Consider the following 25253-nt stretch of genomic DNA (forward strand, 5'->3'; position numbering starts at 1 on the left):
ACTATCAAAAATTAATTACAAAGTAGGGATTAGTAGTACGATGAAAGCGTCTCTCCAGTTGAAGCTGGGTCAACAGTTAACCATGACGCCACAGCTGCAACAGGCCATCCGTCTGTTACAGCTTTCGTCACTTGAATTACAACAAGAAATCCAGCAAGCGCTTGATGCCAATCCGTTATTAGAGCTAGATGAAGATCAATTTAATAATGACACTAGTGAAGATAATGATAGCGACACCGATAGTAATGCCACTGCTGCAGCCGACAGTTCAACCATAGAAACATCAGATGCATTGACCCAAGAATCAATGCCAGATGAGCTCCCGGTTGACACCACGTGGGACGATGTACTCAGTGCAACACCAAGCCAAAGCAATAGCTCAACTACAGCAGTCAGTCGTGATGATGATATGCCGTTTCAAGGCGAAACCAGTGAAGGTTTACATGAGCATTTAGAATGGCAAAAAAATCTAACCCCATTTTCAGATAACGACTACGCGATTGCCACCGCGATTATTGAAGCGATAGATGAGCAAGGTTATCTCACCCAAACCACAGAAGACATTCTTGAAACACTGGGTGATGACGAAATTGAACTTGATGAAGTTGAAGCCGTGCTTAAACGTATTCAACATTTTGACCCTGTTGGTGTCGCAGCACGCAATCTAAGTGAATGTCTATTAATTCAATTAGCGCAATTTGCTCCAGACACACCTCATATCACTAACGCTCGTCACCTTATTCAACACTACCTCGATCTCATTGCAGGTCGTGATTTTAGGCAATTAATGCGTAAAACTAAGCTTAAAGAAGATGAGCTTAGAGATGCAATTGCCTTAATTCAAACGCTAAATCCGCGCCCAGGTCTTTTAATTACACCAGAGAATGAAGAGTATGTTATTCCTGATGTATCAGTAATGAAAAAGCAAGGCCGCTGGGTAGTGGAGCTGAATCCAGATTGCATGCCAAAACTAAATGTTAATCAGCAGTATGCATCAATGGTACGCAATACTAAAAATCAAGCTGATAGCCAATTTATCAGAGGCCATTTGCAAGAAGCAAAATGGTTTATCAAAAGTTTAGAAAGTCGCAATGATACCTTATTAAAAGTTGCTAATTGTATCGTACAATTTCAGCAAGGCTTCTTTGAATTTGGTGAAGAAGCAATGAAACCTATGGTACTCAATGACATTGCAGAAGCAGTTGAAATGCATGAATCTACAATCTCACGAGTAACAACGCAGAAGTACATGCACACCCCAAGAGGAATTTTTGAGCTGAAGTACTTTTTCTCGAGCCATGTAGGCACAGAGAATGGGGGCGAATGCTCATCAACCGCCATTAGAGCTTTTATTAAGAAACTGGTGGCAGCGGAAAACCAAAAGAAACCATTAAGCGACAGCAAAATGGCGCAACTTTTGGCAGAACAGGGAATAAACGTTGCTAGACGTACGATTGCTAAATATCGCGAAGCGATGTTAATCCCGCCGTCGAATCAACGTAAGAGTTTATAATTCACAGTAGGACAACGGAGGAATATTTCTATGCAAATTAACCTGTCAGGACACCACGTGGAGATTACCGATTCTTTAAGGGAATATGTACAAAACAAGTTTCAAAAGCTTGAACGACATTTCGAACAGATCAATAATGTGCAAGTTGTTCTCAATGTACAGAAATCATTGCAGATTGCAGAGGCTAAATTACACCTAAATCGTGGTGAGGTTTTTGCAACTTCAGAGCATGCAGATATGTATGCTGCCATCGACACTCTAATTGATAAATTAGATCGTCAAGTTATCAAACACAAAGAGAAGCTAATTAAGCATTAATTTAATGATGGAACTTAGTACCATCCTGCGGCCGGAGTGCACGACCTGTGCCACTCCGGGCAGTAAGAAAAAGGTATTGGAACTTATCAGCGACATCGTTGCTGCCCAATACCCAACCCTTTCCTCTCAAGCGATTTTTGAAAGTCTTCTGGCTCGCGAAAAGATGGGGAGCACAGGTATTGGTAATGGTATCGCTATACCACATGGGCGTTTGCCTGATATAGATCATCCCATTGCCGTGTTTGTTAAGTGTCTTGAACCCATTCCGTTCGATTCAATAGATAAACAACCCGTAGATATTTTATTTGCACTATTAGTGCCTGCAGACCAATGCCAACAACATTTGGCGACCTTGTCTGCTATGGCAGAAAAACTCAGTGATAAAACAATCTTAAAACAGTTACGCAAATCGCAAGATGATGCCGAACTCTATCAGGTGATAACTCAATGAAATTAGTCATTGTTTCTGGACGTTCTGGTTCAGGTAAGTCCGTCGCACTCAGGGTATTGGAAGATTTAGGTTATTACTGCGTTGATAACTTACCATTACCATTGACGATGCCGCTACTTGAACAGCTAAAAGGTAATAATGAACTCGTTGCTATTAGCATCGACATTCGTAACCTACCAGAGCAAGCTAAGATATTAGAGCAGCAACTAACACAGCTACCAGACGATACTGAGTTACTCAGTCTGTTTCTTGATAGTGACGAACAAGTTTTACTAAAACGCTACAGTGAAACTCGCCGTTTACATCCATTATCAAAAAACCAAGCCTCTTTACAGGATGCCATCAAAACTGAAGGTATCATGCTAGCGCCTATTGCTAAATTGCTTGATCACTATATTGATACCACTAATCTCAATGTTTACGAACTCAGTGACAAAGTACGTGAGCTACTACTCGGCACCGTAGAAAAAGAGCTGGTTATCAATATTGAGTCATTTGGTTTTAAACATGGAATGCCGACTGAAGCAGACTTTATGTTTGATGTACGCTTTCTACCAAATCCACATTGGGAACCAGAACTCAGGCCGTTAACCGGATTAGACAAGCCGGTGCAAGAGTTTATGAGTAACCAGCCACTGGCGACTAAAATGATTTGGCAAATCGAAAACTTATTTCAAACTTGGTTACCTCACCTTGAACGCAATAACCGCAGCTACTTAACTATTGCTATTGGTTGTACTGGTGGACAGCATCGCTCAGTCTTTATTGCCGAACAATTAGCGAAGCGTTTGAGTAACAATAAACACCAAGTGACAGCTCGTCATCGTGAGCTTGAACATGCCAACGTATAAACAGACTGTCACCATTGCCAATAAGTTAGGCCTACATGCCAGAGCTGCGACTAAACTCGCCCTGCTCGCCTCAGAGTTTGATGCTGAAATCACCTTAAGCCAAGGAGATAAACAAGCCCAAGCTGCCAGCGTATTAGGGTTGCTTATGTTAGAGTCTTGCATGGGAAAGTCACTTGACATTACCGCGACAGGAACAGATGCAAAAGCCGCATTAGCGGCAATTTGTAACCTGATTAATGCTAAATTTGATGAGCCAAATTAAGTCATTATCTCTATAATTTAATTGTCACAAAGACTCTATCTAAGCCATGCTGTTCCTTAATAGCATGGCTTATTACGTTGACTCCTTTTAACTCCTTTTCACTCATTTTTCAGAGGTAGGTATGCCATTCGAGGTTTTAAACAACGAACTCAATGAACAACGCCTCAATAATCTTAATCAAGCACTGAGTAGCGGTATGTTTGTGCATGTGCGTGACATGTTACATAACATGCCAGCATCAGATATTGCCTTTATTTTAGAATCGTCTCCACCACGTACCAGACAAGTGTTATGGCAATTAATTGACCAAGAACATACAGGCGACATTTTAGATGAGTTAGGAGAAGATCTTAAAGATCACTTTATCTCACAAATGACACCGGAGCGCGTCGCCAAAACGGCAGAAGGCATGGATACTGATGATCTGGCCTATATTCTCCGCAGTTTGCCAGATACGCTGTACAACAAAGTCCTGCAATCCATGAGCAGTCAAGATAGATCACGGGTAGAACAAGCTTTATCCTACCCTGATGATACTGCTGGCAGCTTGATGAATACCGATACCGTCACCCTACGTCCAGACGTTAATATTGATGTCATCATGCGTTATTTGCGGGTACGAGGTGAATTGCCCGACGCTACCGATACGCTTTATGTGGTCGATAAACATGATGTGCTATTGGGTGGTATCAAAATCACCACCTTACTCACCTGTGATCCCAGTGAATCCGTGCGCTCTGAAATGGACAGTAAATTGGAAGGTATTCCAGTCACCATGTCCGATACCGAAGTGGCACAACTATTTGAGCGCCATGACTGGGTTTCAGCACCTGTTATTGATGAACAAGGTAAACTGTTAGGCCGTATTACCATTGATGATGTGGTCGATGTTATCCGTGAAGATGCCGAACACTCAATGATGGGTATGGCGGGTATGGATGATGATGAAGATACCTTTGGCCCTGTACTCAAAAGTACCTTTAGACGCTCACTATGGCTGACCATTAACCTTTTTGCAGCACTGCTGGCAGCATCTGTCAGTAATATGTTTGAAGGCACGATTGAGAAGTTCGCCACGATCGCGATTTTGATGACCATTGTGCCCAGTATGGGCGGTGTGGCAGGTAATCAAACCTTAGCACTAGTGATCCGCGGTATTGCACTAGGTCAAGTCGGACAAAGCAATGCCAAATGGTTAATCGGTAAAGAGTTGGCCATTGGCTTTTTAAATGGTCTGTTATGGTCAGTATTGGTTTTTGCTGCAGTATGGCTCTGGAAAGATGATATGGCGCTGGGCGCATTAATTGGCGGCGCAATGCTGATTAATATGACAGTTGCAGGTTTAGCGGGTGCTAGCATTCCACTAATACTGAAGAAGTTTAATATCGATCCGGCATTGGCAGGCGGTATGGTATTAACCACAGTCACCGATGTGATAGGACTGTTTGCATTTTTAGGCTTAGCGACACTGTTCTTAATGAATCACAGTGTATAGCTATCGTTATAAACGAAAAAAGGCAGCTATTAAGCTGCCTTTTTACAATCACTTTAAAATGATTATTGACCAATCGGTGTCAATACAATCTCAACACGGCGATTTTCAGCACGGCCCTGTGCAGTTTGGTTAGAAGCAATCGGTTGCTCCTCGCCCATACCTCGAGTCGCAACGCGATTAACGTTAATGCCTTGGCGTAATAAGAAGTTTGCCACAGAATCTGCACGCACTTGAGATAGGCGTAAGTTATAGTCAGCCTTACCAGTACTATCAGTAAAACCAAGTACGTTTAACTGAGTTTTTTGGTACTCTTTTGCTACTAATGCCACGCTAACTAATACTTTTTCAGCTGCAGGGTTTAAGTGTGACTGATCCACACCAAAGGTAATTTCATTTGGCATATTCAGTACAATGTTATTACCTTGGCGAGTTACGCTAACACCAGTTGAACGAAGTTGCTGGCGTAATTTAGTCTCTTGTACATCCATGTAGTAACCAATACCACTACCAAGAGCAGCACCAGAAGCGGCACCAATTAAAGCACCTTTGCCGCGGTCATGCTTGCTTGAAGACAATACACCTACAGCTGCGCCAGCTAATGCACCAATCCAAGCGCCATTAGTAGAAGATGCAGTTTGTTGTTCGTTGGTATAAGGATTAACGGTTGAACAACCAGATAACACCATTGAGCCTGCAACTAACATGCAGCCCATTGCTTTTAACTTTAAACTTTTCGACATGTTTTCCTCTGTATGCCAAAGGCATATAACTACTGCGTCAATAGTCTTGAGTAAGATAAATTGACAGTTGCGTCACATTATACCCAAATTAATTGAAGTTGCTATTTTCAGCGGCATTCGTCACTGCTTAAATTCAGAATCTTAACTCTGATAAATAAAATCTTGATAGCGATAATGAGACAGGGAAATAAAACAGCAAACGAGTGCACGACCATTATAAAGTTTGGGCATTTTTAAACGCAGTTTTGGATAGGAATTACTTGGAGTCAACGCTCTTAAAGTGATGACTCTTATTAGGGAAAGTATGGCAAGCTGATATACGGTAACGCTTCAATCAGCCGACGCACCAGCGGTCGGCTGCATTGATTTGTTAGTTTCGGTTGAGTTGAATACCAAGGTTGATATAAACACCAATGAAATAATCATAATTATTGGCATTATCCAGTTTTTAGTTATTCTAAATGCTTTTTCGCCGCGTTTTACTCTCTCCCATTCACTCTTTAGAATAGTTTGTGAGAATGAAGATGCACGCTCGATAGCCTCAATTGCTTTGCTATAATCTTGACCCTTTTCGATGTTTATTTGGTTTTGGATAGTTGTAGCAGAATCCAGCAACCGATTGAGCTCCATATGCTCAGGTTCATTTTGATTTAATCTGAGCTTTATACGATATAATGCTTCTGCTCCATCAAATCGCATCTTGCCCACTTGCTCTTTACTGAACCTAAACCCTATTACATCTTCATCTGAGGCATGTGAGCTACGGGCTTCTTGCATAACTCGGCAAAGGGCACGTGCAGATGAGAAAAATGCAGCAAGATCGTTCCTTAACCCATCTATCCAAGCTTGCCTAAACTCAGAAGTCTTTTGCTCTTTACTCAAAGTGAGATTTATATAAGCAATAAGCGCTGTAATTAATGCTGCGACAACAGTTGCAATAGGAGCAAGCGGTATAGTTGAAACGTCGATGTTCATTTCTCCTTCGTATTTATCATGAAACGTATTTATCATGACACCCATAATAAAATGAGCGTCTGTTGACCAATAATAGCAAGCGCGCAAACAAGAAAATGAATCAATGTGAAAAGCGTGGCAACCGTCACGTTAATAAAGAAGCGTAGATATGATTGATAACCCCATAATCACAAAAATATCTACTTGTAACTATTTCAATAAAATCCTAATTAAACAATAGCTTATAATAAAAAATACCATAAGGATGATGGCTATATTATAAATGAGCAGGCTTTATTTAGATTTATTGAGCTTTAATATGGGCGGGTAACTAGAGCGGCATGAAACAATCAGATAGGCAGCTTGGCATGACATTAGGGTTGATGAGGAGATGACATCAACCCAATTGCGATTAGAATGTATTAATCAAGGGCGCGTTGAGTTTGGATCACTAACCAAATAAAAGGCACGCTCCATACACTGAGAAGCACTAGCATTGAGGTCACCACAAATTCCCTGTCCTCAACTGCCAGTGACATGATCACTAATAAAAATGCAAAACCAATAGACATCAATACGTTATATAAACCTGCTTTTCTTGCACTCATGTGAACTATCTCCATATTAAACAAATCACTCAAATGATAATAATTATCACTTTCATGTAGATTAATTGATATGCGCAAATGACTCAAGTTAATTTTTATAAAAATCGATTGAAATGATCGGTTTTGCCAATAAGCACACAAGTTGCTCCGATTTTTCCATAAAAAAACCACGCTTAGGCCGTGGTTTTGTCAGCGGTATTAACTTAAAGGTTAATGACCATGCACTTGCATTAGCTTGTCAGGGCTATGGCATACAGAGCAGGCTTCCGTTGCCATTTGTGCTTCCTCAATCTCTGGACCATAGTAACCGCCATTCGCTTCAATATGAGCTAACATTGATGGGCTTTCATGGCCCCAGTGACAGCTTAAACATGAGCCCGCATCAGCAGAGGCGTAGAAGGTATTATCAATTCCCGCTTTCTCAGGGAAAGTATAAACTCGTCCCGTGGTTGAACGACCTAACGCAATACCAGTCACTTTACCCTCTTTAGTGATATGGCAAGTTTCACAATCTGTTTTTAAGATAGTGCCTGAACCACCCCACTTACTTGGATTAAAGTGACCTTTGGCGCGATGGACTTTCCACGCTAGACCGGTAGCGCGCATTTGCGGCTCGGCATCACTGCCATCATTCGAGATCCCTTGGTCGCTAGTATGACAAGCTGCACATGATTCAATGCCATTCATCTTATGACGAATTTCAGGACCATGACAGGCAGTACATTTAGCGCCATCAATGATGTCACGGCGTGCTACGACTTTGTCATCCACATATTGACGATAAGGGACTGATTTAATGTATGCCTTACCTAACATCTTGTCGCTATCACAAGCGATTGCTTGCGCGTTCTTATCAAAGCAAACACTAAAAATAGGTAAAATTTCGATTGAGACACCAGCAGGAATAGTCATCGCATGATTAGTCACAACAAACTTACCATCTGCCGGAATTTTATAAACGGCATCAGCCTTATTGGTAAATTCAATTTCACGCTCCCATGGGCTCGATCCCATTGGATGATCATGTTCAATATCCCAAGAGATTTGGAATACTGGTGCAGTATAACCTTGAGCAAAATGTTGCTCACCTGTCACCACAGTGCCATCAGGACTCACCGCATAAGCAGAGAATGAGATGTTATCAGCATTCACCACCACATCTTCAATCATGACCTCATAAGCTTCACCACCTTCAAATGGCTTTTTGGTCTGGAGATGATCCACATTTGTATGACATTCCGCACAAGCCTTACCTTCAGGAATGATTACATTTTTATGCTCTTTTGGTGTTGCAGTATGACAGCCCACACAGGCATTGCCATTGGCATGCGTTAACCAAAGATCTTTATCTGCAAGTTCATCGTCATTAACGTGACATGCAGTACAATCCATCGCAGGTTTAGTCGGGAATGCTGGATAATCGAATGCATGGTCACCACCATAACCAGCAATGGTATATGGCATAGCAACTGCATCACCATTCACATCCTGACCCACACGATCTTTTCCCATATGAATCGCATGGATCATATGACCTAACTCAACCGATACGCCTTTAGGATCACTAACGATTGGATTATGACAAGACTGGCAGTTTTCCATATCTAAACGGCGACCACCGTGTGCTTTTAAGCTATCAGGTTGGTGACAGGTGTAACATGTCTTCATCCTCACTAAATCGCGTGTTGCCACACCTTGACGCGCATTGGTACTCGGGATCCAATCAAAATGAGCATTTTCTGCCAGTTCATGACCATTGGCATATTCAAACTGCATCTCTATCGCAATACGTTGCGTCAGCGTTGGATCAAACACCACGCCAGCTGGATCGTTAATTGCTAATAAGTTGGTTTTAAATTGGTAGCTATAACTACCGTCATTATGATCTTGCAAACATTCAATACAATCTTTAATCGACTCAAAGCCTTGCTCAAATGTTGTACCGGCATCATTGGTGATATTATTGAGTAATGAATGCCATTGCTTAAGTTCTGAATCATCTGCTTGCTGTAACTGCGCAAATGAGAATCTAAAATCATGGTATTTATTGTTACCCGTTAACCCATAGAGGCCTACACCACTATCGTTGGTTAATTCGAAATTAACCGTAATAACACCATTGCTATAATCTGCAGAAGTGATTGTTGCGACCGCCTCATTAGCCATATCAATTTGCATTCCAACACCGCCAGGAGTGCCCGGCTCACCATCTTTACCATCGTCACCACATCCTGATAAGCCAACAACTAATGCCGTTGACAATATTAACGCTATCTTATTTTTTTTATGCATATGTGTATTTCCCATTAGAGAATGTTCACCTTGAACATATGCAATCATAAAATTTAGATTAGTTATTTAAATTGATCGAATTCAAATTATTAAACACAAATTTCACTTATTAATAATCTTATTTTAATAATTATAAATACACATAATAAACAACCAATGAGTAATTTAAACATTCATTAATTTGCTATCCCTTTATTAATTATTCTTTGATTATTTTATTAGCAACAAATATCAATTAACTGTTAAAATAGTGACACTCCCAACACCATTTCTGTCATTAATCAGCTGTAATAAAATTAACTATGAAAACTGCAACTCAGGGCAATATGCTCGCCGCAATCTCTTTCATTTTGTGGGGAATTCTGCCGCTTTATTATCAATACTTACCTAATGCAGATACTAATGAATTACTGGCATTGCGTATTATTTTTACCATTCCATTTATGTATCTATTTGCTTGGTTATTGCGCAGAAATATTGCACCAATCAAACAAATTATGGCAGATAAAAAGTCCTTATTATTTTGTTTAATAGCAGGCTTAGTCATGTCAGTGTCTTGGTATACTTTTACATGGGCGATGACTCATGGTCAGATACTAGCTGCGAGTCTGGGATACTTTATTAACCCCCTATTTGCGATTACATTAGCGGTGATTTTTCTTAAAGAAAAATTATCCCTCGCGCAAAAAGCCGCAGTATTTCTAGGTATTATTGGTATTAGTTATCAAGTCTATCAATATGGATCATTACCTTGGATTTCACTGATCATGGGTAGTTTTTTTGCGATTTATGGATTATTAAAAAAACATATCAAATATGACAGCTTCACCTCAGTAATGGTGGAGTCAGCGGTACTATTACCTTTCGCTGTTATTTATTTTGGTTGGTTATGGTTCAATGGAAATAGCCATGCACTCAATGGCTCGACTACTGAATTATTACTTTATATTGGTTCTGCTCCAGTCACTATTTTACCATTGATCTTTTTTGCCTTAGCCATTCAACGTACCAGTTTAACCATGGTCGGCTTAATGCAATATATTGAACCAAGTTTACAATTCTTATTAGCTGTATTTCTATTTTCAGAGATTTTTGATACCACTAAGGCCATTAGTTTTAGCATGATTTGGCTAGGACTCATTCTCTGCAGTATAGAGAGCATGCCAAGACGTAAAGCTAAGCATGTCCATGCTTAATCTCATTGGTATAATACAAAAGCCAGCTAATGCTGGCTTTTGTTTCTGCGTGTAAGTGCTGCTCTAAGCCTTAACTCAATTTCACACACTTAATATTTAACGACTTGCTGATAAGCACGGGTCATTTCTCGGCGCCCAAGCGCCCCAGGATAAGGTTTAACGATTAGACCTGCTGCTTTCAAATTACGCTTAAATTGCCCATTAGCACAGTAAGACACCAACATACCATCTGCTACCAATAACTGTGCGCATTTTTGCATATTGGCTAATTGCCAAATTTCAGGCTGCTTATTAGGGGCAAATGCATCAAAATAGATAAGATCCGTTTGCTGACCGACAAACTCAAACTGTTCAAATTCCCCCCTATATTTATGCAATACAAAATTAGCCGTAATGGCCACATCTTGCTCCCATGGGGCTTGATGAATAGCCAAATATAACTCGGCCAATTTAGGTGTTAGCCATTGACCATAATTAAGCTGTTCAATTAACGCCAATGACAATGGCACAGGTTCAATACTGGTATAATGAATAGTAGCATTTTGCTTTATAGCTTCAGCTAAAGTAAGAATAGTGTTGAGACCAGTACCGAAACCAACTTCGACAATATTGAGCTGTTTCTTTAATGCTAATTGAGTCATCAAGCCCGCTTGAATATAAACATACTTAGATTCACTAAGCGCACCATTATGAGCGTGATAACTCTCGTTCAAAGCAATATTAAGCAAGGTATGAGAACCATCTTTTGTCATCAATACTTTAATATTATTCACTTTCATATCTGTATATAAAATCAGCGTATCTACGATTATAAACAACAGCTTAGTAACTCAAAATAATTACTTGAATTATGAGTAAAAATAATCAAATAATAACGGGTCGAAAAGTCGACATATATTCTCAGGGCGGGGCGAAATTCCCCACCGGCGGTAAGATCAATGAGATTAAGCCGCGAGCGCCTAATGCAAGCAACAACCATTAGGGACAGCAGATCTGGTGTAATTCCAGAGCCGACGGTTAGAGTCCGGATGGAAGAGAATGAAATCAGCACCTTATCATAAGCTTGAATAGCTTGTTAATAGGTGCTGTTTTTGCGTGTATCTGTCGATATACGTTCACTTTCTATGCCCTGATCTAGGTAATTTTGTGACGAGGAGTCATACCATGGATCAGTCTTTAGCAAATCTTTACGGTGAGCAACACCAACGCGTCATCAATGCGATTAATGCCATCAAACAAGGCCAAGGTGTCTTAGTTGTTGATGATGAGGATCGTGAAAATGAAGGCGATATTATTTTTGCCGCGCAAACATTAACACCAGCACAGATGGCACTACTCATACGTGAATGCTCAGGCATCGTTTGTTTATGCTTAACTGAAGCTCGAGTGCAACAATTAGCCTTACCTATGATGGTTGCTAATAACACCAGCGCCAATCAAACTGGTTTCACCATCAGTATTGAAGCGGCTAGCGGAGTTACTACTGGGGTATCGGCAGCAGATCGTGTCACCACGATTATGAAAGCCATTGCTGATGACGCTAAGCCAAGTGATTTAGCGCATCCCGGCCATGTATTTCCACTTAAAGCGAATGCTAATGGCGTATTAGCACGCCGCGGTCATACTGAAGCGACAGTGGATTTAATGCGTCTTGCGGGCATGAAACCTTATGGGGTACTTTGCGAACTCACCAATGAAGATGGCACTATGGCACGCTTACCTGAAGTGATGCGCTTTGGCCAGCAACACAATATGCCAGTGGTCACTATTGAGGATTTAGTCAGTTATCGCTTGGCGCACCCTGAGTTAATTCCACATAGCGTTGATGCTGTGGCAAGTTAACTTTAATACTCGAACCAATAAAAAGCCCGCTGAATTATGCGGGCTTTTTATCATTAAATATTAGCTAAGGTGTTGAAATAAAGGTCTAAGAAAGCGGCACTGTTAACGCCAATACAAGCGGTTTGAGCCGGTCTATCTTGCCAGCCATCAACAGGATACCAACGTTCACTTGGCTTCATTAAGGTATAACCCATTGCCGGACCTTCGGTTAAAACTCGAATAGGCCCCTGCTTAGTTTCAAATAACTCAGGTGCAATCACATAAGCAATAGCTGATGAGTCATGGACATAGAAGCAATCTAAGCCAGCTGACTGAGTGTGAAACGCTTGATAAAAACGAGTAATATCCCAAATGAATTGACCCGCACCACTATGCTTAACAAGCTGCTGTAGATAGTCACTATTCATTCGCACTTCTTGAGTTACATCTAGACCTACCATGTTAATGGCCAGCTAGCACCAAACACCATATCAGCGGCATGTGGATCGCCAATAATATTGGCTTCAGCAAATGGACTCACGTTACCTGTATGGCCGTTATGCCCCATTGCCCCGCCCATGATAACGACTTGCTTCACTAATGGAATGATACTTGGATCTTTCATCATCGCTAACGCGATGTTGGTTAAACGACCCACAGCAATTAAGCAGATCTGATTTGGATATTGGTGAACCATATCAATGATATAATCACAAGCATGGCGCTCATCAATCGGCGCTAGCTCAATATCAGGAATCGCAATATCACCTAGACCATTATCACCATGCACAAATGTTGTTGCTGGCTCAGCTTCAATCACTAGTGGCTGATCTGCGCCTTTAGCAATCGTTGCAGTTAAACCAAACATGGCCTTAATCAACTGGGCATTACGGGTAGCATTCTCAATAGTGGCATTACCTAATACAGTTGTTATACCGACCAAATCAATCTTGTCACTTGCATGAGCAAATAACATCGCCATCGCATCATCAATACCAGGATCTGTATCAAAAATTACTTTTAATTTTTCACTCATGATTATGCCTTACATAACGTCATTGCTTGACGTTTTTCTAAAATTAAACAGCTAATAAACAAGCTAGCCACTACCGTGAATCCCACCACAGTCAATAACATCGCACTTTGCACACCAAACGCTTCTACCGCTTGTGCCGATAATGCAGGAGCTAAAGTACTACCCACAGTACCGCAGCATAATAAAAAGGTCACAAGTCTTGGTGGTGCGTTGTCTATCTGCTGTGAACCCACAGAAATACCAATCTTGTACATACATGAAGTACAGAAACCTAGGCCTAATGTCACCATTAAGAACTGCTCAGAAGAATTTAGGTTAAATAGTGTGTAGCTAATACCAATACCAATTAGGGTTACTGTCACCAATAAGATCCTAGCTGAAACAAAGTTCACTAAGATAGCCGCAGTGATTAAACCAAATACAGAAGGTCCCCAGTAGTTACCTACCGCCGCGCCAGAAGCATCAGCAGCTAAGCCAAATTCAGATTGTAAGTAACTTGGTGCCCAAGTTAAGAAGGTGCCTTGAGTTAATAAGTAAACACATAGCGCTGCGCCCACAATAAACACTCGAGGTTGCCAAATGTTAACGCTCTCACCACTGCTTTCAACTTGAGTTTCTTGTTTAGTTACCTTAGGAAATTTAACAAATAAGGTCGCTAGTAATACCAAAACAGCCGCAAAACTCACTGCTGCAAAACCAAAATTCCAAGCAATTCCTGCAGCAATTAATGCAGAGGTTAATGATGGAAAAATAAAGCCAGACGCACTAAAAGCACAATCAGTACCAATAAATGCAGATGCACGTTGGTTATCGTTATAGGTTTTCGACAAAATCACGGCGCCGGCAGATAAGCCTGTGCCACAGCCAATCCCTATTACCACCAGCATAGAGCAAGCAACCACCACATGGTTACTACTCACAAGAATGATTAAAGCTAGAATTAAAGGAATATAGAGAACTTGAAAAACTCGACTAATCGGCAATTTATCAAAAATTACCATCGCTAAAAAAGTACCAATTAAAGTACCACCAGTAAGAAACGAGAACATTGAAGCGGCTTCTGTGGTACTAATGGCATAATGTTGTGCCATAGGCCCAATCACAATACCTATTTGTGTCAACAGACCAGCCATCACCATATAACTTAAAAAAGCAACAGCAGTTATTAACACCTTATTGCCATTCATTTGTATACCCTCTGTAGGAGTTATTATAAGTAGGTAAAACGTTTAACTAATAATACAAATAAACAAGCATGAGGTATTTATCTAATTGTAGATATATCGATCGCGATCACAAACATTTTAATCGTTAAAATTCAATAAATTAGCCATATACCAGTGTTTTTAGGTAATAAACTTTCATATTAAAATATAAAATCTGAATATAAGACTTAATTCTGTAATCTTGTTACAATAGGTTTAACGTTAAACCTATTGTAACTATGATCAACTAAGTCATGTACTCAAGCAAAGTATCAACAATATCTACTTGCACTAAAGCCATCAGCCCTATTTAATAACCACACTGACGGAATAATCTCACCCCTATGAAACCTACAATTAAAGATGTTGCCAAGCTTGCTCAAGTTTCAATCACCACCGTTTCTTTCGTGATCAACAATAGCAAACCAGTAAAAGCAGAAACTAAAGAGAAAGTCCTCAAAGCCATTAATCATTTAGGCTATCGTCATAATGGCTTAGCTGCATCACTAAAGACTGCAAATCAAGGACTCAAGAGCATAGGAGTGATCGGATTAGTAGAGAAAAACCCATTTTTCTCAGAATTAATCATGGAATTAGAGCAAGCCTGTTTAAAACAGGGTTACACTATGTTGTCTTGCTTTACCCGTATTAATGAGGATCAGCAAAAACTTGCGGATTTTGTTGGACTTCTTTATGGCAAAGTTGCAGGTATCATCTTCTTATCAATTAATGACGATGATAATGCCACTATAATAGATAACATTGCAGCAATGCCGATCGTTGGGATTTCATTCGATCACCATACTGTTCATACCCAGTGTGGCAGCAGCCATTTAGAGCTTAATAACTATAATGGCGGTTATATTGCGGGCACATACTTAGCAGCTCAAGGTCATCAGCACCTCGCCTGTGTTACTGGCAATATTGCACTGCAAGCGATTAAAGATAGATTACATGGCTTTGAGCAAGCTCTTACTGATAAGCAATGCCCAATTGCTACCGTTATGACAGGAGACTTTTCTTATCAGTCAGGTTATCAAGCCATGAGTCAACTACTCAATTTATCACCACGCCCCACAGCAGTATTTTGTCATAACGATTTAATGGCTATAGGTATGCAAAACGCTGCGCATGATTTAGGCCTACACATTCCACGCGATCTAGCGGTTATCGGCTATGACAATATTAATGCTGCAGAAATTGCTTACCCACCACTAACGACCATTGATTTATCACTTACAGAACTAAGCGATCAAGCGGTGCAAGGAATGATTAATAAAATTGAACATGGTGTCCAAGATGTCACAATTTCCATATCACCAAGCTTAGTCGTAAGAAAATCAGCATAAAAAAATGCCAGTCATTTGACTGGCATTAATCTCTAAAATAGACTAATTAGTCTTTAATTTCAGCATTGTGATATACGTTTTGCACATCATCACAATCTTCTAATGCAGCGATAAACTTATCAAATGCTTCGATATCTTCGCCAGTCACTTCAGTCATCGTTTGTGGCACGAAAGTGATTTCTTCCATTTCAAAATGAATGTCAGGCATTGCATTGGTTAATGCTGTTTTAATTTTATTGAACTCAGTAATAGGCGCAAATACGCTCACCATACCATCTTCAACTTCAACGTCAGATACATCAGTATCTGCCATCATTAAAATTTCTAAAATAGCTTCGTCATCTTCACCAGCAAACACAAATACGGCTTGGTGTTCAAACATATGACCTACAGTACCAGGTCCACCTAGCTTCGCATCATTCTTAACAAATGCTTGGCGAACTTCAGTAAAGGTACGTTTAACGTTATCAGTTAAACAGTCAGCAATAATCATGGTGTTACCAGGACCAAAACCTTCGTAGCGAGCCACTTCATAGTCTTCGCCACCAGCACCTTTAGCTTTATCAATCGCACGTTCAATTACATGTGCAGGTACTTGATCTTTCTTTGCACGCTCAATTAAACGGCGCAAAGAAAGGTTGCCATCAGGTTCTACCCCACCTTGTTTAGCACAAACATAAATCTCTTTACCGTACTTTGAGTAAATTCTGGTTTTTTGTGTAGCTGTTTTAGCCATTGACTCTTTACGGTTTTGATACGCGCGACCCATCTTAGTCCCATCTCAATACATAAGAAAATGGCCTTAATTCTAACAGAAATTGACCGAATAAAGCGAGCATCAAGCCGTAATCTAGCGCAATCATAGCAAGCTGAAAACATCCAGCAATTTAAACATATGCAACGATAACCATGACGATACAAACATACACAAATACAAGTGTTAATTTAAATAAAGGCTAACAATTGGATATTCACTAAACAACTACAACTTTCCCCTTAAATATTAAGTGATTTAGTTCACTTTTTTACAATTATCCAGTTTGTTAAATATAAATTATAAAATAACATTTATTAACTTACCGATAACATTCAGCCATTTTAATGACACTAACCAGTGTCAATATTAGCGGCATTCAATTTAATAACGGTAACTAATATTTCTTCAATCAACCAATAGGAACATTATTCCCTAAGAGGAATGAATTAAAAGGAAGCGGCCATGAATACATGGATGAAACTTGGCGTCTTTGTCTTAAGTTTTGTATGCCTATCAAGCCCATTAACGGCACAAGAAAATCAATATAACAAATTACGCAATATGTGTGTTGCTTGCCATGGTGTAACAGGTGAGAGCCCATTTAGCTCAATTCCCAACTTACAATGGCAAAATAGCCAATATCTTGAAGCCCAACTGATCAACTTCAAGTCCGGCCAACGCCAAGATATCACCATGACCAAAGTTGCAAGATTACTCAACGATGAAGATATCAGTAAATTAACACAATATTTCAATCAAGCATCAACAAAGGAATAATAATTATGGCAATGGATAGACGTGTATTTTTAAAAGGGGCTATTGCCACCTCTGTCGCCACAATGCTACCTATTAATTGGGTTTTTGCCGCCAACAGGCCTGAAGGCTTTGAGCCACTTGATGTGTCATCATTAACGTGGGACCAAGCTCAAGACTTACCAAGCTACTTTAAAGTGCTTAATACCAACCCATTAAATGCCTTTCCAGCAGAGCATATGCTTGATCCAGTAACCACTCCTGCAGATGTCGCGTTTATTCGTTGGAATGGTAAATTACCTGATTTTGCCAATATCGATGTTGATAAATGGACATTTACTGTTGACGGTGAGTCAGCGAAACAAACTAAAACCTATACGATTGCTGAACTAAAAAAGAAGTTTAAGACCCACACCCTACAACTGACCCTTGAATGTGGTGGTAATAGCCGTAGTGAGTTTTATCCTAATACTAAGGGTAATCAATGGAGTAACTCTGCCGTATTTTGTGCAGAATGGACAGGTGTCTTAGTTAAAGATGTACTCGAAGATTGCGGTGTTAAAGATGATGCCGTTTATACCGGTCACCACGGCGTAGATATGCATTTAAGTGGTAAAGGCCCTGCTATATCACGCGGCGTACCAATTGAAGCAGCACTTAATGATAACGCACTCATTGCATGGGCAATGAATGGCGAGCCCATCCCATATATGCACGGATATCCGCTACGTATCGTTTATGGTGGGCGTCCAGGCTCGGTATCGCATAAAAGCACCACAGGTATGAGCATCCGCAATAAAATTCATGATGGTCCCAAAATGGGGGCGCCAGCCTATCAAGTACCTAACTATCCGGTAGCGCCAGGCGAAAAGGTCGATAATAAGGACTTTAAGATTATTGAAGAGATGATCGTCAAATCATTGATCACGCACCCACAAACAGGTACCGAATTTAAATCAGGTAAAACCATTAACTTACGAGGTCATGCATGGGCAGGGCTGCGTGATGTTGAACGGGTTGATGTCAGTTATGACTATGGCGCAACTTGGCATAAAGCTAAACTCACTCGCCCAGTTAACCAAACCGCATGGCAACAATGGCAAATTGATTTAGACCTTCCGCAAGCAGGTTATTATGAGTTATGGGCACGAGCAACCGATGAAGCAGGTCTTACTCAACCCGTCGTACAACCACAATGGAACCTAAGGGGTATCTATTTAATGGTTGCCACCGCATTGCGGTAAGGGTGGTGTAATGATTAAGACTCGAGCCATTATCGCAGCAGTGATTGCGATTACTGCCTGTGCATGGGCGCAAGCCCAAGAATATCCCGTAGATAAGGCCTCAGGTCTTATTATGGCGCCAGGTTGGGAAATCGTAAATTATCAATGTAATGCCTGTCATACCAGTTTACTCATCCCACAAAATCCGGGAGACAAAGAAGTCTGGCAAGCAACGATTCAGTGGATGATTGATACCCAAGGATTATGGGATTTATCGGATACATGGGAACCTGTTTTGAGCTATCTATCTACTTACTATGATGAAAAAGAGATGGATATGAGCAAGTTTAGACGTCAGCCACTGAGCTCTGAACAACAGCCCGCACTACCCGAATCAAAATGAGGCTTTTATGAACAAACAAATGGGGTTAATGCTGATCTGTGCTTTACCATTCTCCGCATTAGCCAATGAGACAGCATCATTAAATACAGCCTTAGAAAAGCTTAATACTGAAGTGCCAGCTACATTAATGGCACACGAGGTAAATATAAGCCAAGGTGAAAAGCTGGCACAAACACGTTGTATTGCTTGTCACAGTAAGACAATGCTGACGATGATGCCTAACTACCCAAGTCTATATGGTCAAAAACCCGCTTATTTAATTAAAACGTTATTGGATTTCAAACAGGGGAAACGCCAAGATCCTATCATGCAAATGCAGGCAGCCAGTTTGTCAGATGCCAATATTAAAGACGTCGCATGGTATTACAGCCAACAACCTCCACTACAATTAAATAAATAGCTGCAAGCAGCGTTAAAGCGTCATATGACGCTTTAACGCATTCCCCAACAGGACAAAAAATGGACTTATACTGATTAATCACCTACCATGAGAACGGGTTATTTTTCAGCGACATCGCAAGCATAGCTAACTCAATTTTAATAACTAAGTTACGGATAACTTAACGCGCTATATATAGGGAAATAGTATGCGAAACGTGAGTGATATCATTTTAGCAATTGATCTGATTTTTATTGAAGCCAAGCTGCCCAAGCCCATCAATCAATATGTGACCACCATAGAAAAAGCTTACGCACAATTACTACCTATTCAAACCAATGAGTTAATTGAACATTATCTCCATGCGCCAGTTACTCTCGATAGCCCTCAAGCACTGTATCTATTTTTATATGATTTAACTCAAGAAGGACGATTTATAGAGAAGATCACTCAAACCTTGCCATCGCATACCAGCCCGGCACAATTTTATGAGATCTACTGGAATTTATATTATCGACTCTATAGCCACAATGAGCACCAAGGTAAAATCGATAATCTTCGCAATCTGTTTGATACCATCTCTAGCAATACCCGCGCATGGTTCAAACAATATGGTTATATGCAACCTAAAAAAGTAAAGCAGATAAAAAGAGTGGCCATTCTTAGCCCACAAATTTTAGGCATGCGTAATAGTCCCACCCGTGAAGCAGTGAATCTAGCTTGCCATCTTGATAATTATCATGACTGTGAAACATTTATCATCAATACCAACGGGTTGTCTTACCATAATCAGAGTAAAATTATTCATCCGGTTAATTTTAATAATTATGACGAGCATGTTGACTATCAAGAACTCAATATCGACTATATGCAGTTTACTCAACAAAAAATTAGGTTACTGACATTTAAACCTGAACCCATGTCGAGCCGTAAAATATTAGATATTCTCGATACCTTAAAAAAGCTCGATATCGACGCGGTAATTTCACACGGTGAGAATCTATTAGTTCAAGATATGATCTACCAAACTTATCCGTCATTATTTGCATCAACTGATATTTCGGTACCTTTTGCCCATTGCGATTGCTACTTTATTGCCACCAATCTATTTGATGCTAAGGCTCAGTCGTTGGCAAATCGCTTCCACCACCATGACTTTTTTGCAGAATGCACTATCATTGCTCCAGAAGGAAAACCGATCCAAACCGTTGATAAAGCGCAATATGGGCTGATGTCTAATAGCTTCATCTACCTCGTGATTTATGAACAAAATAGTGAAGAGTTGAGCCCTGAATTTATTTCGGTATGTGAACAATTATTAGAACAACACCCACAAAATCATATTCTTTTTGCAGGCCCAGAGCCAATTGAGCTCAATCAGTTGTTCGCTCAACAATTCTGTCTCGATAATCGAGTAATCAATACCAGTGGCGATGAGTACGCAGCACTTTGTGCCATTGCTGATGTTTACTTAAACCCAAAAGATAGTGGTGGTATCACCAATTCACAAACTGCAATGTTAAATGAACTCCCTGTCGTTACCTTAGATTATGCCGATATTAGCTCAATTGTACCCACCTCACATAGACACAATAGCTGGCAAGAATATTTAGATTATGCCAGTGCCCTGCAAGTACCGGAGTACCTAGCTCAAGAACAGCTTATATTCACACAACACTATTTAGAAAATTTAAAGACCCGAGAGCAAATCGCCAGAATGTACGACAAGATTTGTCAAATAGCTGAGCAGAATTATCAGTAAATTTGAATCCACCAGATTATAGACACAAAAAACGCGCTATTTTAGCGCGTTTTTTAATACATCAAACTCATATCAAAAGCCCCAAACGAAACCCACGCTCGTTAAATGATGATCGGCATATCCAATCGTGTCATCACCAAGCTCATCTGTATATTGATACTCAACACGGATGCTAAAATCATTTTCCATACGATATTCTAAACCGCCGCCGACCACAGGAGAGAAGCCTTGCTCATCCCCACACGTAAGCCTTCGCTATTACCATCCCAAGCGGCGCCACCGACTTTGACATAAGGATAAAACTGAGCAATCGGCCAACCAAGACGAGCATCTAAATGCAATTGCTGAAAATCACCGTTAATTAATCCATCAGTGTACGTTGCCGATGCATTACCTAAATATTGGTAACCAAACTCCATACTGACATAATCATTAAAATAATAACCAATGTAAGCACCAGCTGCCCAGCGGTCGTTTTCAATCCGCTCAGCACTGTACTCACCAAGATTACTGTAATGACCTTGACCAAACTGAATACCAGAATACCAATCAGCATCACTAGTCGCGGCGGTTGCAAGCGTAGGAATAAATAAACAAGATAGGAGAATAGAACGAGCAAACATCATAAAACACCTACTGATAATCAAAAATAAATTAACTCTTTATGACCACCAATAAGGTTGTCACATCCATGTAACACGTACTCAAATACAAACTATTTAAGCGTCCTGAAATATATAAATATACTATCGGACAGGTAGCACATTCTCAATAGGAAAAACTGCTATTTGATCGTGGTAAATCAGTAAAAGATCTGACTAGATTAGTATAAAAGTATAATAAAAATTGAATACACTCTCCTTTAGCATTCATTGCTAAAGGAGAACGAAAGCCTCACCTCAACCAATACGCTCAAAACCTGCAGCAAGATCTTCAATTAGATCTGCGATATCCTCTAAACCAATATGTACTCTGACAAGCGTGCCAGTAAAGTCTACCGGATTAACTGGACGAATCGCATTTAACTCTTCAGGCTGATTCGCCAAAATCAAAGATTCATAACCGCCCCAAGAATACGCCATACTGAAATGCTGAAAGTTATCTAAATATGTCGCTAATTCATCTGCAGATAAACGCTTATTTAAAATGAATGAGAATAAACCGCAGCTACCAGAGAAATCTCGCAAATAAAATTCATGCCCTTTACAGCTTGGTAAAGCAGGATGATTCACTCGTGCAACTTCCGGTCGTTCACTGAGCCATTGCGCAATATCAATACTACTTTGATGATGCTGCTTTAAGCGCACCCCCATCGTCCGCAATCCGCGCGCAGCCACATAAGCAGTATCGGCATCAACCATCTGCCCCATCAAATAACTGTGTTCACGCAACTGTGCCCAACAACGCTCATTTGCGACCGCAGTGCCAATCATGGCATCAGAGTGACCAACAATATACTTTGTACCCGCTTGAATAGAGATATCGATATCATGGGCTAAAGCCTGAAATAACACACCCGCAGCCCAAGTATTATCAATCATGATAATAATCTCAGGATTAACAGCACGAATGGCGCTCACCATCGCCGGAACATCTTGTACTTCCATGGTGATAGAACTCGGTGACTCAAGAAAAACCACTTTGGTATTAGGTCTGATTAAGTCACGAATACCCGCGCCTACAGTAGGATTATAAAAGGTCGTAGTCACGCCCATTTTACCTAATACCTGATGACAAAAATCTTGAGTAGGCTCATATGCAGCCCCCGTCATCAACAAGTGATCACCGCAAGCGACAAAAGCTAAAATCGAGTTAGCGACGGCAGCAGCCCCACAAGGATATAAATAACAGCCTGCACCACCTTCAAGCTCGGTCATCGCTTGTTGCAAAGAGAAATGGGTCAGCGTACCACGACGCCCATAGAACAATTCCCCTTCAGCACGATTCTTAGTCGCCAGTTTTTTATCAGCAACAGAGTCAAACACTAACGATGATGCCCGCTGAATAACGCTATTCACTGCGCCCATTCCAAATTTGGTTGAACGCCCAACATTCACAAGCTTAGTGTTATCTATTGCCATAAATATTCCCTATATCAATGTCGTACAAATATAAAATAGTGCTATTTAAGTAACACATTCAATGAACTTTGCCCACTTAAATTGGCAAAACAAATAGAAGAAACCAGCACCAATAATGAAGAAAACAGTTATGATGTCATCAATTAATCAAAGCCTTTAATTGAACATGATAGTAAAACCTTTGGATTACAATTTACTCAAAGTCTTAGATGTATTACTTGAAGAGCAAAGCGTGACAGCGGCAGCATCAAGATTACATTTAAGTCAATCAGCCGTCAGTAAACAGCTGAATAAACTCAGAGAGACCTTTGATGATCAACTGTTTGAGCGCACTGCTTATGGCCTAAAAGCAACACCGAGAGCCATGCAGTTAGCACCAGAGTTACGAGATGTATTACAAAGATTGGAACAATTTACGCGTCCGAGCACGTTCAACCCAGCTGCAAGCCAACGTAAGTTTCGTATGCATATTGTTGAAACAGCATACTCACTGACCTACCCCAACTTTCTGCCGCAATTATTGAAAGAAGCGCCTCAAGTCAGCATAAATAGTAATACTTGGTCATTTGACAGTATGGAAAAGCTATTACGTTGCGAAATCGATATGGGCATAATTTGCCGTGAATGGGATAAACGTTCAGCAATACATGTAAATAACTTACCGGCAGAATTAGGCTTTAGCGAATTAATCCGCGACTATCCAGTTTGTTTAGTCAGAAAAAATCATCCCGCATTAAAGGAAAAGTGGGATCAACAAACCTTTCTAAAATATCGTCATTTACAGGTGATCTTCGGCGGATTAGAACAATGGTTACTCGATGAAGTATTACGTTTAGAACATCTACATCGAGATATTGCGGTCAATATGACCGACTTTAATTGTGCAATGGAATTATGTGAACAAAGCGATTTAATCTTATGTGCCCCGCGTCGATATATTCAAAAGATGGTCACCAATTATGATCTTGTCTGTCTCGATGTCCCAGTAGCTCTTGAACCAGGAGCCTATGTCCTCGTTTGGCATAAACATTTCAATCAAGATCCTAGCCACACTTGGCTCCGTAATTTGATCATTGATGGCGTAAAGAGTTACCGTGCTGAAGAGTAATCTTGCCAATATTGATCCAACTCATCAGTATCATTTATAGAGTTCACTTCGTTCGATCTCTTTGTTTCCCCATATTCGTCGGTCATGCCGCGCATAAACACATCGCTACGCGATATTCACTCACTCTTTTATCCCAGAGCACTTGTGCTCGCTTTAAGGGATACATGAGGGCGAAGGTTCATCGCTATACATGCGAAGCATGTAGGTGAAACGTAGCGCGAAGCAACTTGTTGCAAAGCTGGGGCAAGCCACAGGGATGTGGCGAATGCCAGAAATGCAGGGATGCAATTTCTGGCCAAGCTCAGAGCGGGTAAGCCACAGGGATGTGGCGAATGTCGCTATTGTCTGGAATATTTAACGACCGAGATAGAGATAGGCATGCAATACCTACATTAAGTCGATAGGCCCCCTATTACAAAGACCACCACTATGGGCAAAGGCTTAAAATTTTAAATAGCCCAAACGCAAAAAAGCCACCTTATTCAGGTGGCTTCTCTACTTCGTTTTGTTCACTTTTTTAAAAGTGAAAATAAAAAGAGCGCTTTTATGCCCTTTGGGTATGGCAATGGCCAGCTTCGAGACAAGCTCTCCGCGTTCAATTCAAGCACTAAGCTTGGATTTCACACTACGACCGCCATGGACGGCGGAAGTGTCGATTATGAATGGAACAATCATCGACCTATCACATGGATTGTT

Annotated in this window: 26 protein-coding genes, 2 pseudogenes and 1 riboswitch; of the genes and pseudogenes, 17 read left to right on the forward strand and 11 right to left on the reverse strand. The window is 40.5% G+C overall.

Annotated features, from left to right (window positions below; translation table 11 throughout):
- Nucleotides 1–40: 40 nt before the first annotated feature.
- The 6 genes from JCM15074_RS13005 (at nucleotide 41) to mgtE (ending at nucleotide 4890) form a co-directional block, all read left to right on the forward strand.
- Nucleotides 41–1513 carry an RNA polymerase factor sigma-54 gene (locus tag JCM15074_RS13005; RefSeq protein WP_025821588.1) on the forward strand — a complete coding sequence of 491 codons (1473 nt, stop codon included), beginning with the start codon at nucleotides 41–43 and terminating at the stop codon, nucleotides 1511–1513.
- A 30-nt stretch (nucleotides 1514–1543) separates the two neighbouring features.
- Complete coding sequence (hpf, locus tag JCM15074_RS13010) at nucleotides 1544–1831, forward strand: ribosome hibernation promoting factor (RefSeq protein ID WP_025821589.1); 288 nt, start codon at nucleotides 1544–1546, stop codon at nucleotides 1829–1831.
- 7 nt (nucleotides 1832–1838) lie between these two features.
- Nucleotides 1839–2282: a PTS IIA-like nitrogen regulatory protein PtsN gene (gene ptsN / locus JCM15074_RS13015; RefSeq protein ID WP_025821590.1), complete on the forward strand. Its 444-nt coding sequence runs from the start codon at nucleotides 1839–1841 to the stop codon at nucleotides 2280–2282.
- Nucleotides 2279–3133 carry an RNase adapter RapZ gene (gene rapZ, locus JCM15074_RS13020; protein WP_025821591.1) on the forward strand — a complete coding sequence of 285 codons (855 nt, stop codon included), beginning with the start codon at nucleotides 2279–2281 and terminating at the stop codon, nucleotides 3131–3133. The genes ptsN and rapZ overlap by 4 nt, the downstream gene beginning before the upstream one ends.
- Nucleotides 3120–3395: an HPr family phosphocarrier protein gene (locus JCM15074_RS13025; protein WP_025821592.1), complete on the forward strand. Its 276-nt coding sequence runs from the start codon at nucleotides 3120–3122 to the stop codon at nucleotides 3393–3395. Before rapZ ends, JCM15074_RS13025 begins: the two co-directional genes overlap by 14 nt.
- Before the next feature lie 121 nt (nucleotides 3396–3516).
- Nucleotides 3517–4890 (forward strand): magnesium transporter, encoded by a 1374-nt coding sequence (mgtE, locus tag JCM15074_RS13030; protein ID WP_025821593.1) that lies wholly within the window; start codon nucleotides 3517–3519, stop codon nucleotides 4888–4890.
- A 62-nt stretch (nucleotides 4891–4952) separates the two neighbouring features.
- On the opposite strand, the gene JCM15074_RS13035 is transcribed toward mgtE, so the two are convergent.
- The 4 genes from JCM15074_RS13035 to JCM15074_RS13050 form a co-directional block, all read right to left on the reverse strand.
- Nucleotides 4953–5603 carry an OmpA family lipoprotein gene (locus tag JCM15074_RS13035; protein WP_464804348.1) on the reverse strand — a complete coding sequence of 217 codons (651 nt, stop codon included), beginning with the start codon at nucleotides 5601–5603 and terminating at the stop codon, nucleotides 4953–4955.
- 357 nt (nucleotides 5604–5960) lie between these two features.
- Nucleotides 5961–6605, reverse strand: a complete 645-nt coding sequence (locus JCM15074_RS13040; protein ID WP_025821595.1) for a hypothetical protein — start codon at nucleotides 6603–6605, stop codon at nucleotides 5961–5963.
- A gap of 401 nt (nucleotides 6606–7006) precedes the next feature.
- The gene (locus JCM15074_RS13045; protein ID WP_025821596.1) at nucleotides 7007–7192 is read right to left on the reverse strand and encodes a hypothetical protein; all 186 of its coding nucleotides are present in this window, start codon (nucleotides 7190–7192) and stop codon (nucleotides 7007–7009) included.
- A gap of 210 nt (nucleotides 7193–7402) precedes the next feature.
- Nucleotides 7403–9484: an OmcA/MtrC family decaheme c-type cytochrome gene (locus JCM15074_RS13050; protein WP_025821597.1), complete on the reverse strand. Its 2082-nt coding sequence runs from the start codon at nucleotides 9482–9484 to the stop codon at nucleotides 7403–7405.
- A 302-nt stretch (nucleotides 9485–9786) separates the two neighbouring features.
- Here JCM15074_RS13050 and rarD point away from each other — a divergent pair, with 302 nt between their 5' ends.
- Nucleotides 9787–10680 (forward strand): EamA family transporter RarD, encoded by an 894-nt coding sequence (rarD, locus tag JCM15074_RS13055; RefSeq protein ID WP_025821598.1) that lies wholly within the window; start codon nucleotides 9787–9789, stop codon nucleotides 10678–10680.
- An 89-nt stretch (nucleotides 10681–10769) separates the two neighbouring features.
- On the opposite strand, the gene mnmC2 is transcribed toward rarD, so the two are convergent.
- Nucleotides 10770–11459: a tRNA (5-methylaminomethyl-2-thiouridine)(34)-methyltransferase MnmC2 gene (gene mnmC2 / locus JCM15074_RS13060; protein WP_037469690.1), complete on the reverse strand. Its 690-nt coding sequence runs from the start codon at nucleotides 11457–11459 to the stop codon at nucleotides 10770–10772.
- Nucleotides 11460–11572: 113 nt separating this feature from the next.
- Nucleotides 11573–11724: riboswitch (FMN riboswitch) on the forward strand.
- A gap of 120 nt (nucleotides 11725–11844) precedes the next feature.
- Between mnmC2 and ribB the strand changes: the two genes are divergently transcribed.
- Nucleotides 11845–12522 carry a 3,4-dihydroxy-2-butanone-4-phosphate synthase gene (gene ribB / locus JCM15074_RS13065; protein WP_025821600.1) on the forward strand — a complete coding sequence of 226 codons (678 nt, stop codon included), beginning with the start codon at nucleotides 11845–11847 and terminating at the stop codon, nucleotides 12520–12522.
- A 53-nt stretch (nucleotides 12523–12575) separates the two neighbouring features.
- Here ribB and JCM15074_RS25645 read toward each other — a convergent pair.
- Nucleotides 12576–13537 (reverse strand): annotated as a pseudogene (locus JCM15074_RS25645) (nucleoside hydrolase).
- Between the two features lie 2 nt (nucleotides 13538–13539).
- Entirely contained in the window at nucleotides 13540–14724 is a 1185-nt protein-coding gene (gene tsgA / locus JCM15074_RS13075; protein WP_025821601.1) for an MFS transporter TsgA, read from the reverse strand.
- 362 nt (nucleotides 14725–15086) lie between these two features.
- On the opposite strand from tsgA, the gene JCM15074_RS13080 reads away from it, so the two are divergent.
- The gene (locus tag JCM15074_RS13080) at nucleotides 15087–16091 is read left to right on the forward strand and encodes a LacI family DNA-binding transcriptional regulator (RefSeq protein ID WP_025821602.1); all 1005 of its coding nucleotides are present in this window, start codon (nucleotides 15087–15089) and stop codon (nucleotides 16089–16091) included.
- A gap of 46 nt (nucleotides 16092–16137) precedes the next feature.
- Here JCM15074_RS13080 and JCM15074_RS13085 read toward each other — a convergent pair whose 3' ends face one another.
- Nucleotides 16138–16860 (reverse strand): YebC/PmpR family DNA-binding transcriptional regulator, encoded by a 723-nt coding sequence (locus JCM15074_RS13085; RefSeq protein WP_025821603.1) that lies wholly within the window; start codon nucleotides 16858–16860, stop codon nucleotides 16138–16140.
- Nucleotides 16861–17310: 450 nt separating this feature from the next.
- Between JCM15074_RS13085 and JCM15074_RS13090 the strand changes: the two genes are divergently transcribed.
- The 5 genes and pseudogenes from JCM15074_RS13090 (at nucleotide 17311) to JCM15074_RS13110 (ending at nucleotide 21368) form a co-directional block, all read left to right on the forward strand.
- Nucleotides 17311–17625: a c-type cytochrome gene (locus tag JCM15074_RS13090; RefSeq protein WP_234400226.1), complete on the forward strand. Its 315-nt coding sequence runs from the start codon at nucleotides 17311–17313 to the stop codon at nucleotides 17623–17625.
- Nucleotides 17626–17630: 5 nt separating this feature from the next.
- Nucleotides 17631–18856 (forward strand): annotated as a pseudogene (locus JCM15074_RS22150) (sulfite oxidase).
- Entirely contained in the window at nucleotides 18856–19227 is a 372-nt protein-coding gene (locus JCM15074_RS13100) for a hypothetical protein (protein ID WP_025821605.1), read from the forward strand. Before JCM15074_RS22150 ends, JCM15074_RS13100 begins: the two are co-directional and overlap by 1 nt.
- A gap of 7 nt (nucleotides 19228–19234) precedes the next feature.
- Nucleotides 19235–19627, forward strand: coding sequence for a c-type cytochrome (locus JCM15074_RS13105; RefSeq protein WP_025821606.1), 393 nt, complete (start codon nucleotides 19235–19237; stop codon nucleotides 19625–19627).
- 187 nt (nucleotides 19628–19814) lie between these two features.
- Nucleotides 19815–21368: a glycosyltransferase family protein gene (locus tag JCM15074_RS13110; RefSeq protein WP_025821607.1), complete on the forward strand. Its 1554-nt coding sequence runs from the start codon at nucleotides 19815–19817 to the stop codon at nucleotides 21366–21368.
- A 72-nt stretch (nucleotides 21369–21440) separates the two neighbouring features.
- Here JCM15074_RS13110 and JCM15074_RS25265 read toward each other — a convergent pair whose 3' ends face one another.
- The 3 genes from JCM15074_RS25265 to metC form a co-directional block, all read right to left on the reverse strand.
- Nucleotides 21441–21584 carry a hypothetical protein gene (locus JCM15074_RS25265; RefSeq protein WP_084267006.1) on the reverse strand — a complete coding sequence of 48 codons (144 nt, stop codon included), beginning with the start codon at nucleotides 21582–21584 and terminating at the stop codon, nucleotides 21441–21443.
- The gene (locus JCM15074_RS13120) at nucleotides 21566–21994 is read right to left on the reverse strand and encodes an outer membrane beta-barrel protein (RefSeq protein WP_084267007.1); all 429 of its coding nucleotides are present in this window, start codon (nucleotides 21992–21994) and stop codon (nucleotides 21566–21568) included. The genes JCM15074_RS25265 and JCM15074_RS13120 overlap by 19 nt, the downstream gene beginning before the upstream one ends.
- A 273-nt stretch (nucleotides 21995–22267) precedes the next feature.
- Nucleotides 22268–23449: a cystathionine beta-lyase gene (gene metC / locus JCM15074_RS13125; RefSeq protein ID WP_025821609.1), complete on the reverse strand. Its 1182-nt coding sequence runs from the start codon at nucleotides 23447–23449 to the stop codon at nucleotides 22268–22270.
- Nucleotides 23450–23618: 169 nt separating this feature from the next.
- On the opposite strand from metC, the gene JCM15074_RS13130 reads away from it, so the two are divergent.
- The 3 genes from JCM15074_RS13130 to JCM15074_RS24950 all read left to right on the forward strand — a co-directional run.
- On the forward strand, nucleotides 23619–24557 hold the full coding sequence (locus JCM15074_RS13130) for a LysR family transcriptional regulator (protein ID WP_025821610.1): 939 nt from the start codon (nucleotides 23619–23621) through the stop codon (nucleotides 24555–24557).
- Nucleotides 24558–24762: 205 nt separating this feature from the next.
- The gene (locus JCM15074_RS24355; RefSeq protein ID WP_159105290.1) at nucleotides 24763–24915 is read left to right on the forward strand and encodes a hypothetical protein; all 153 of its coding nucleotides are present in this window, start codon (nucleotides 24763–24765) and stop codon (nucleotides 24913–24915) included.
- 128 nt (nucleotides 24916–25043) lie between these two features.
- Nucleotides 25044–25253 (forward strand): hypothetical protein (locus JCM15074_RS24950; protein ID WP_234400228.1); only part of this gene is annotated, 210 nt, incomplete at its 3' end.

The organism is Shewanella marina JCM 15074, from assembly GCF_000614975.1.
GTDB lineage: Bacteria > Pseudomonadota > Gammaproteobacteria > Enterobacterales > Shewanellaceae > Shewanella > Shewanella marina.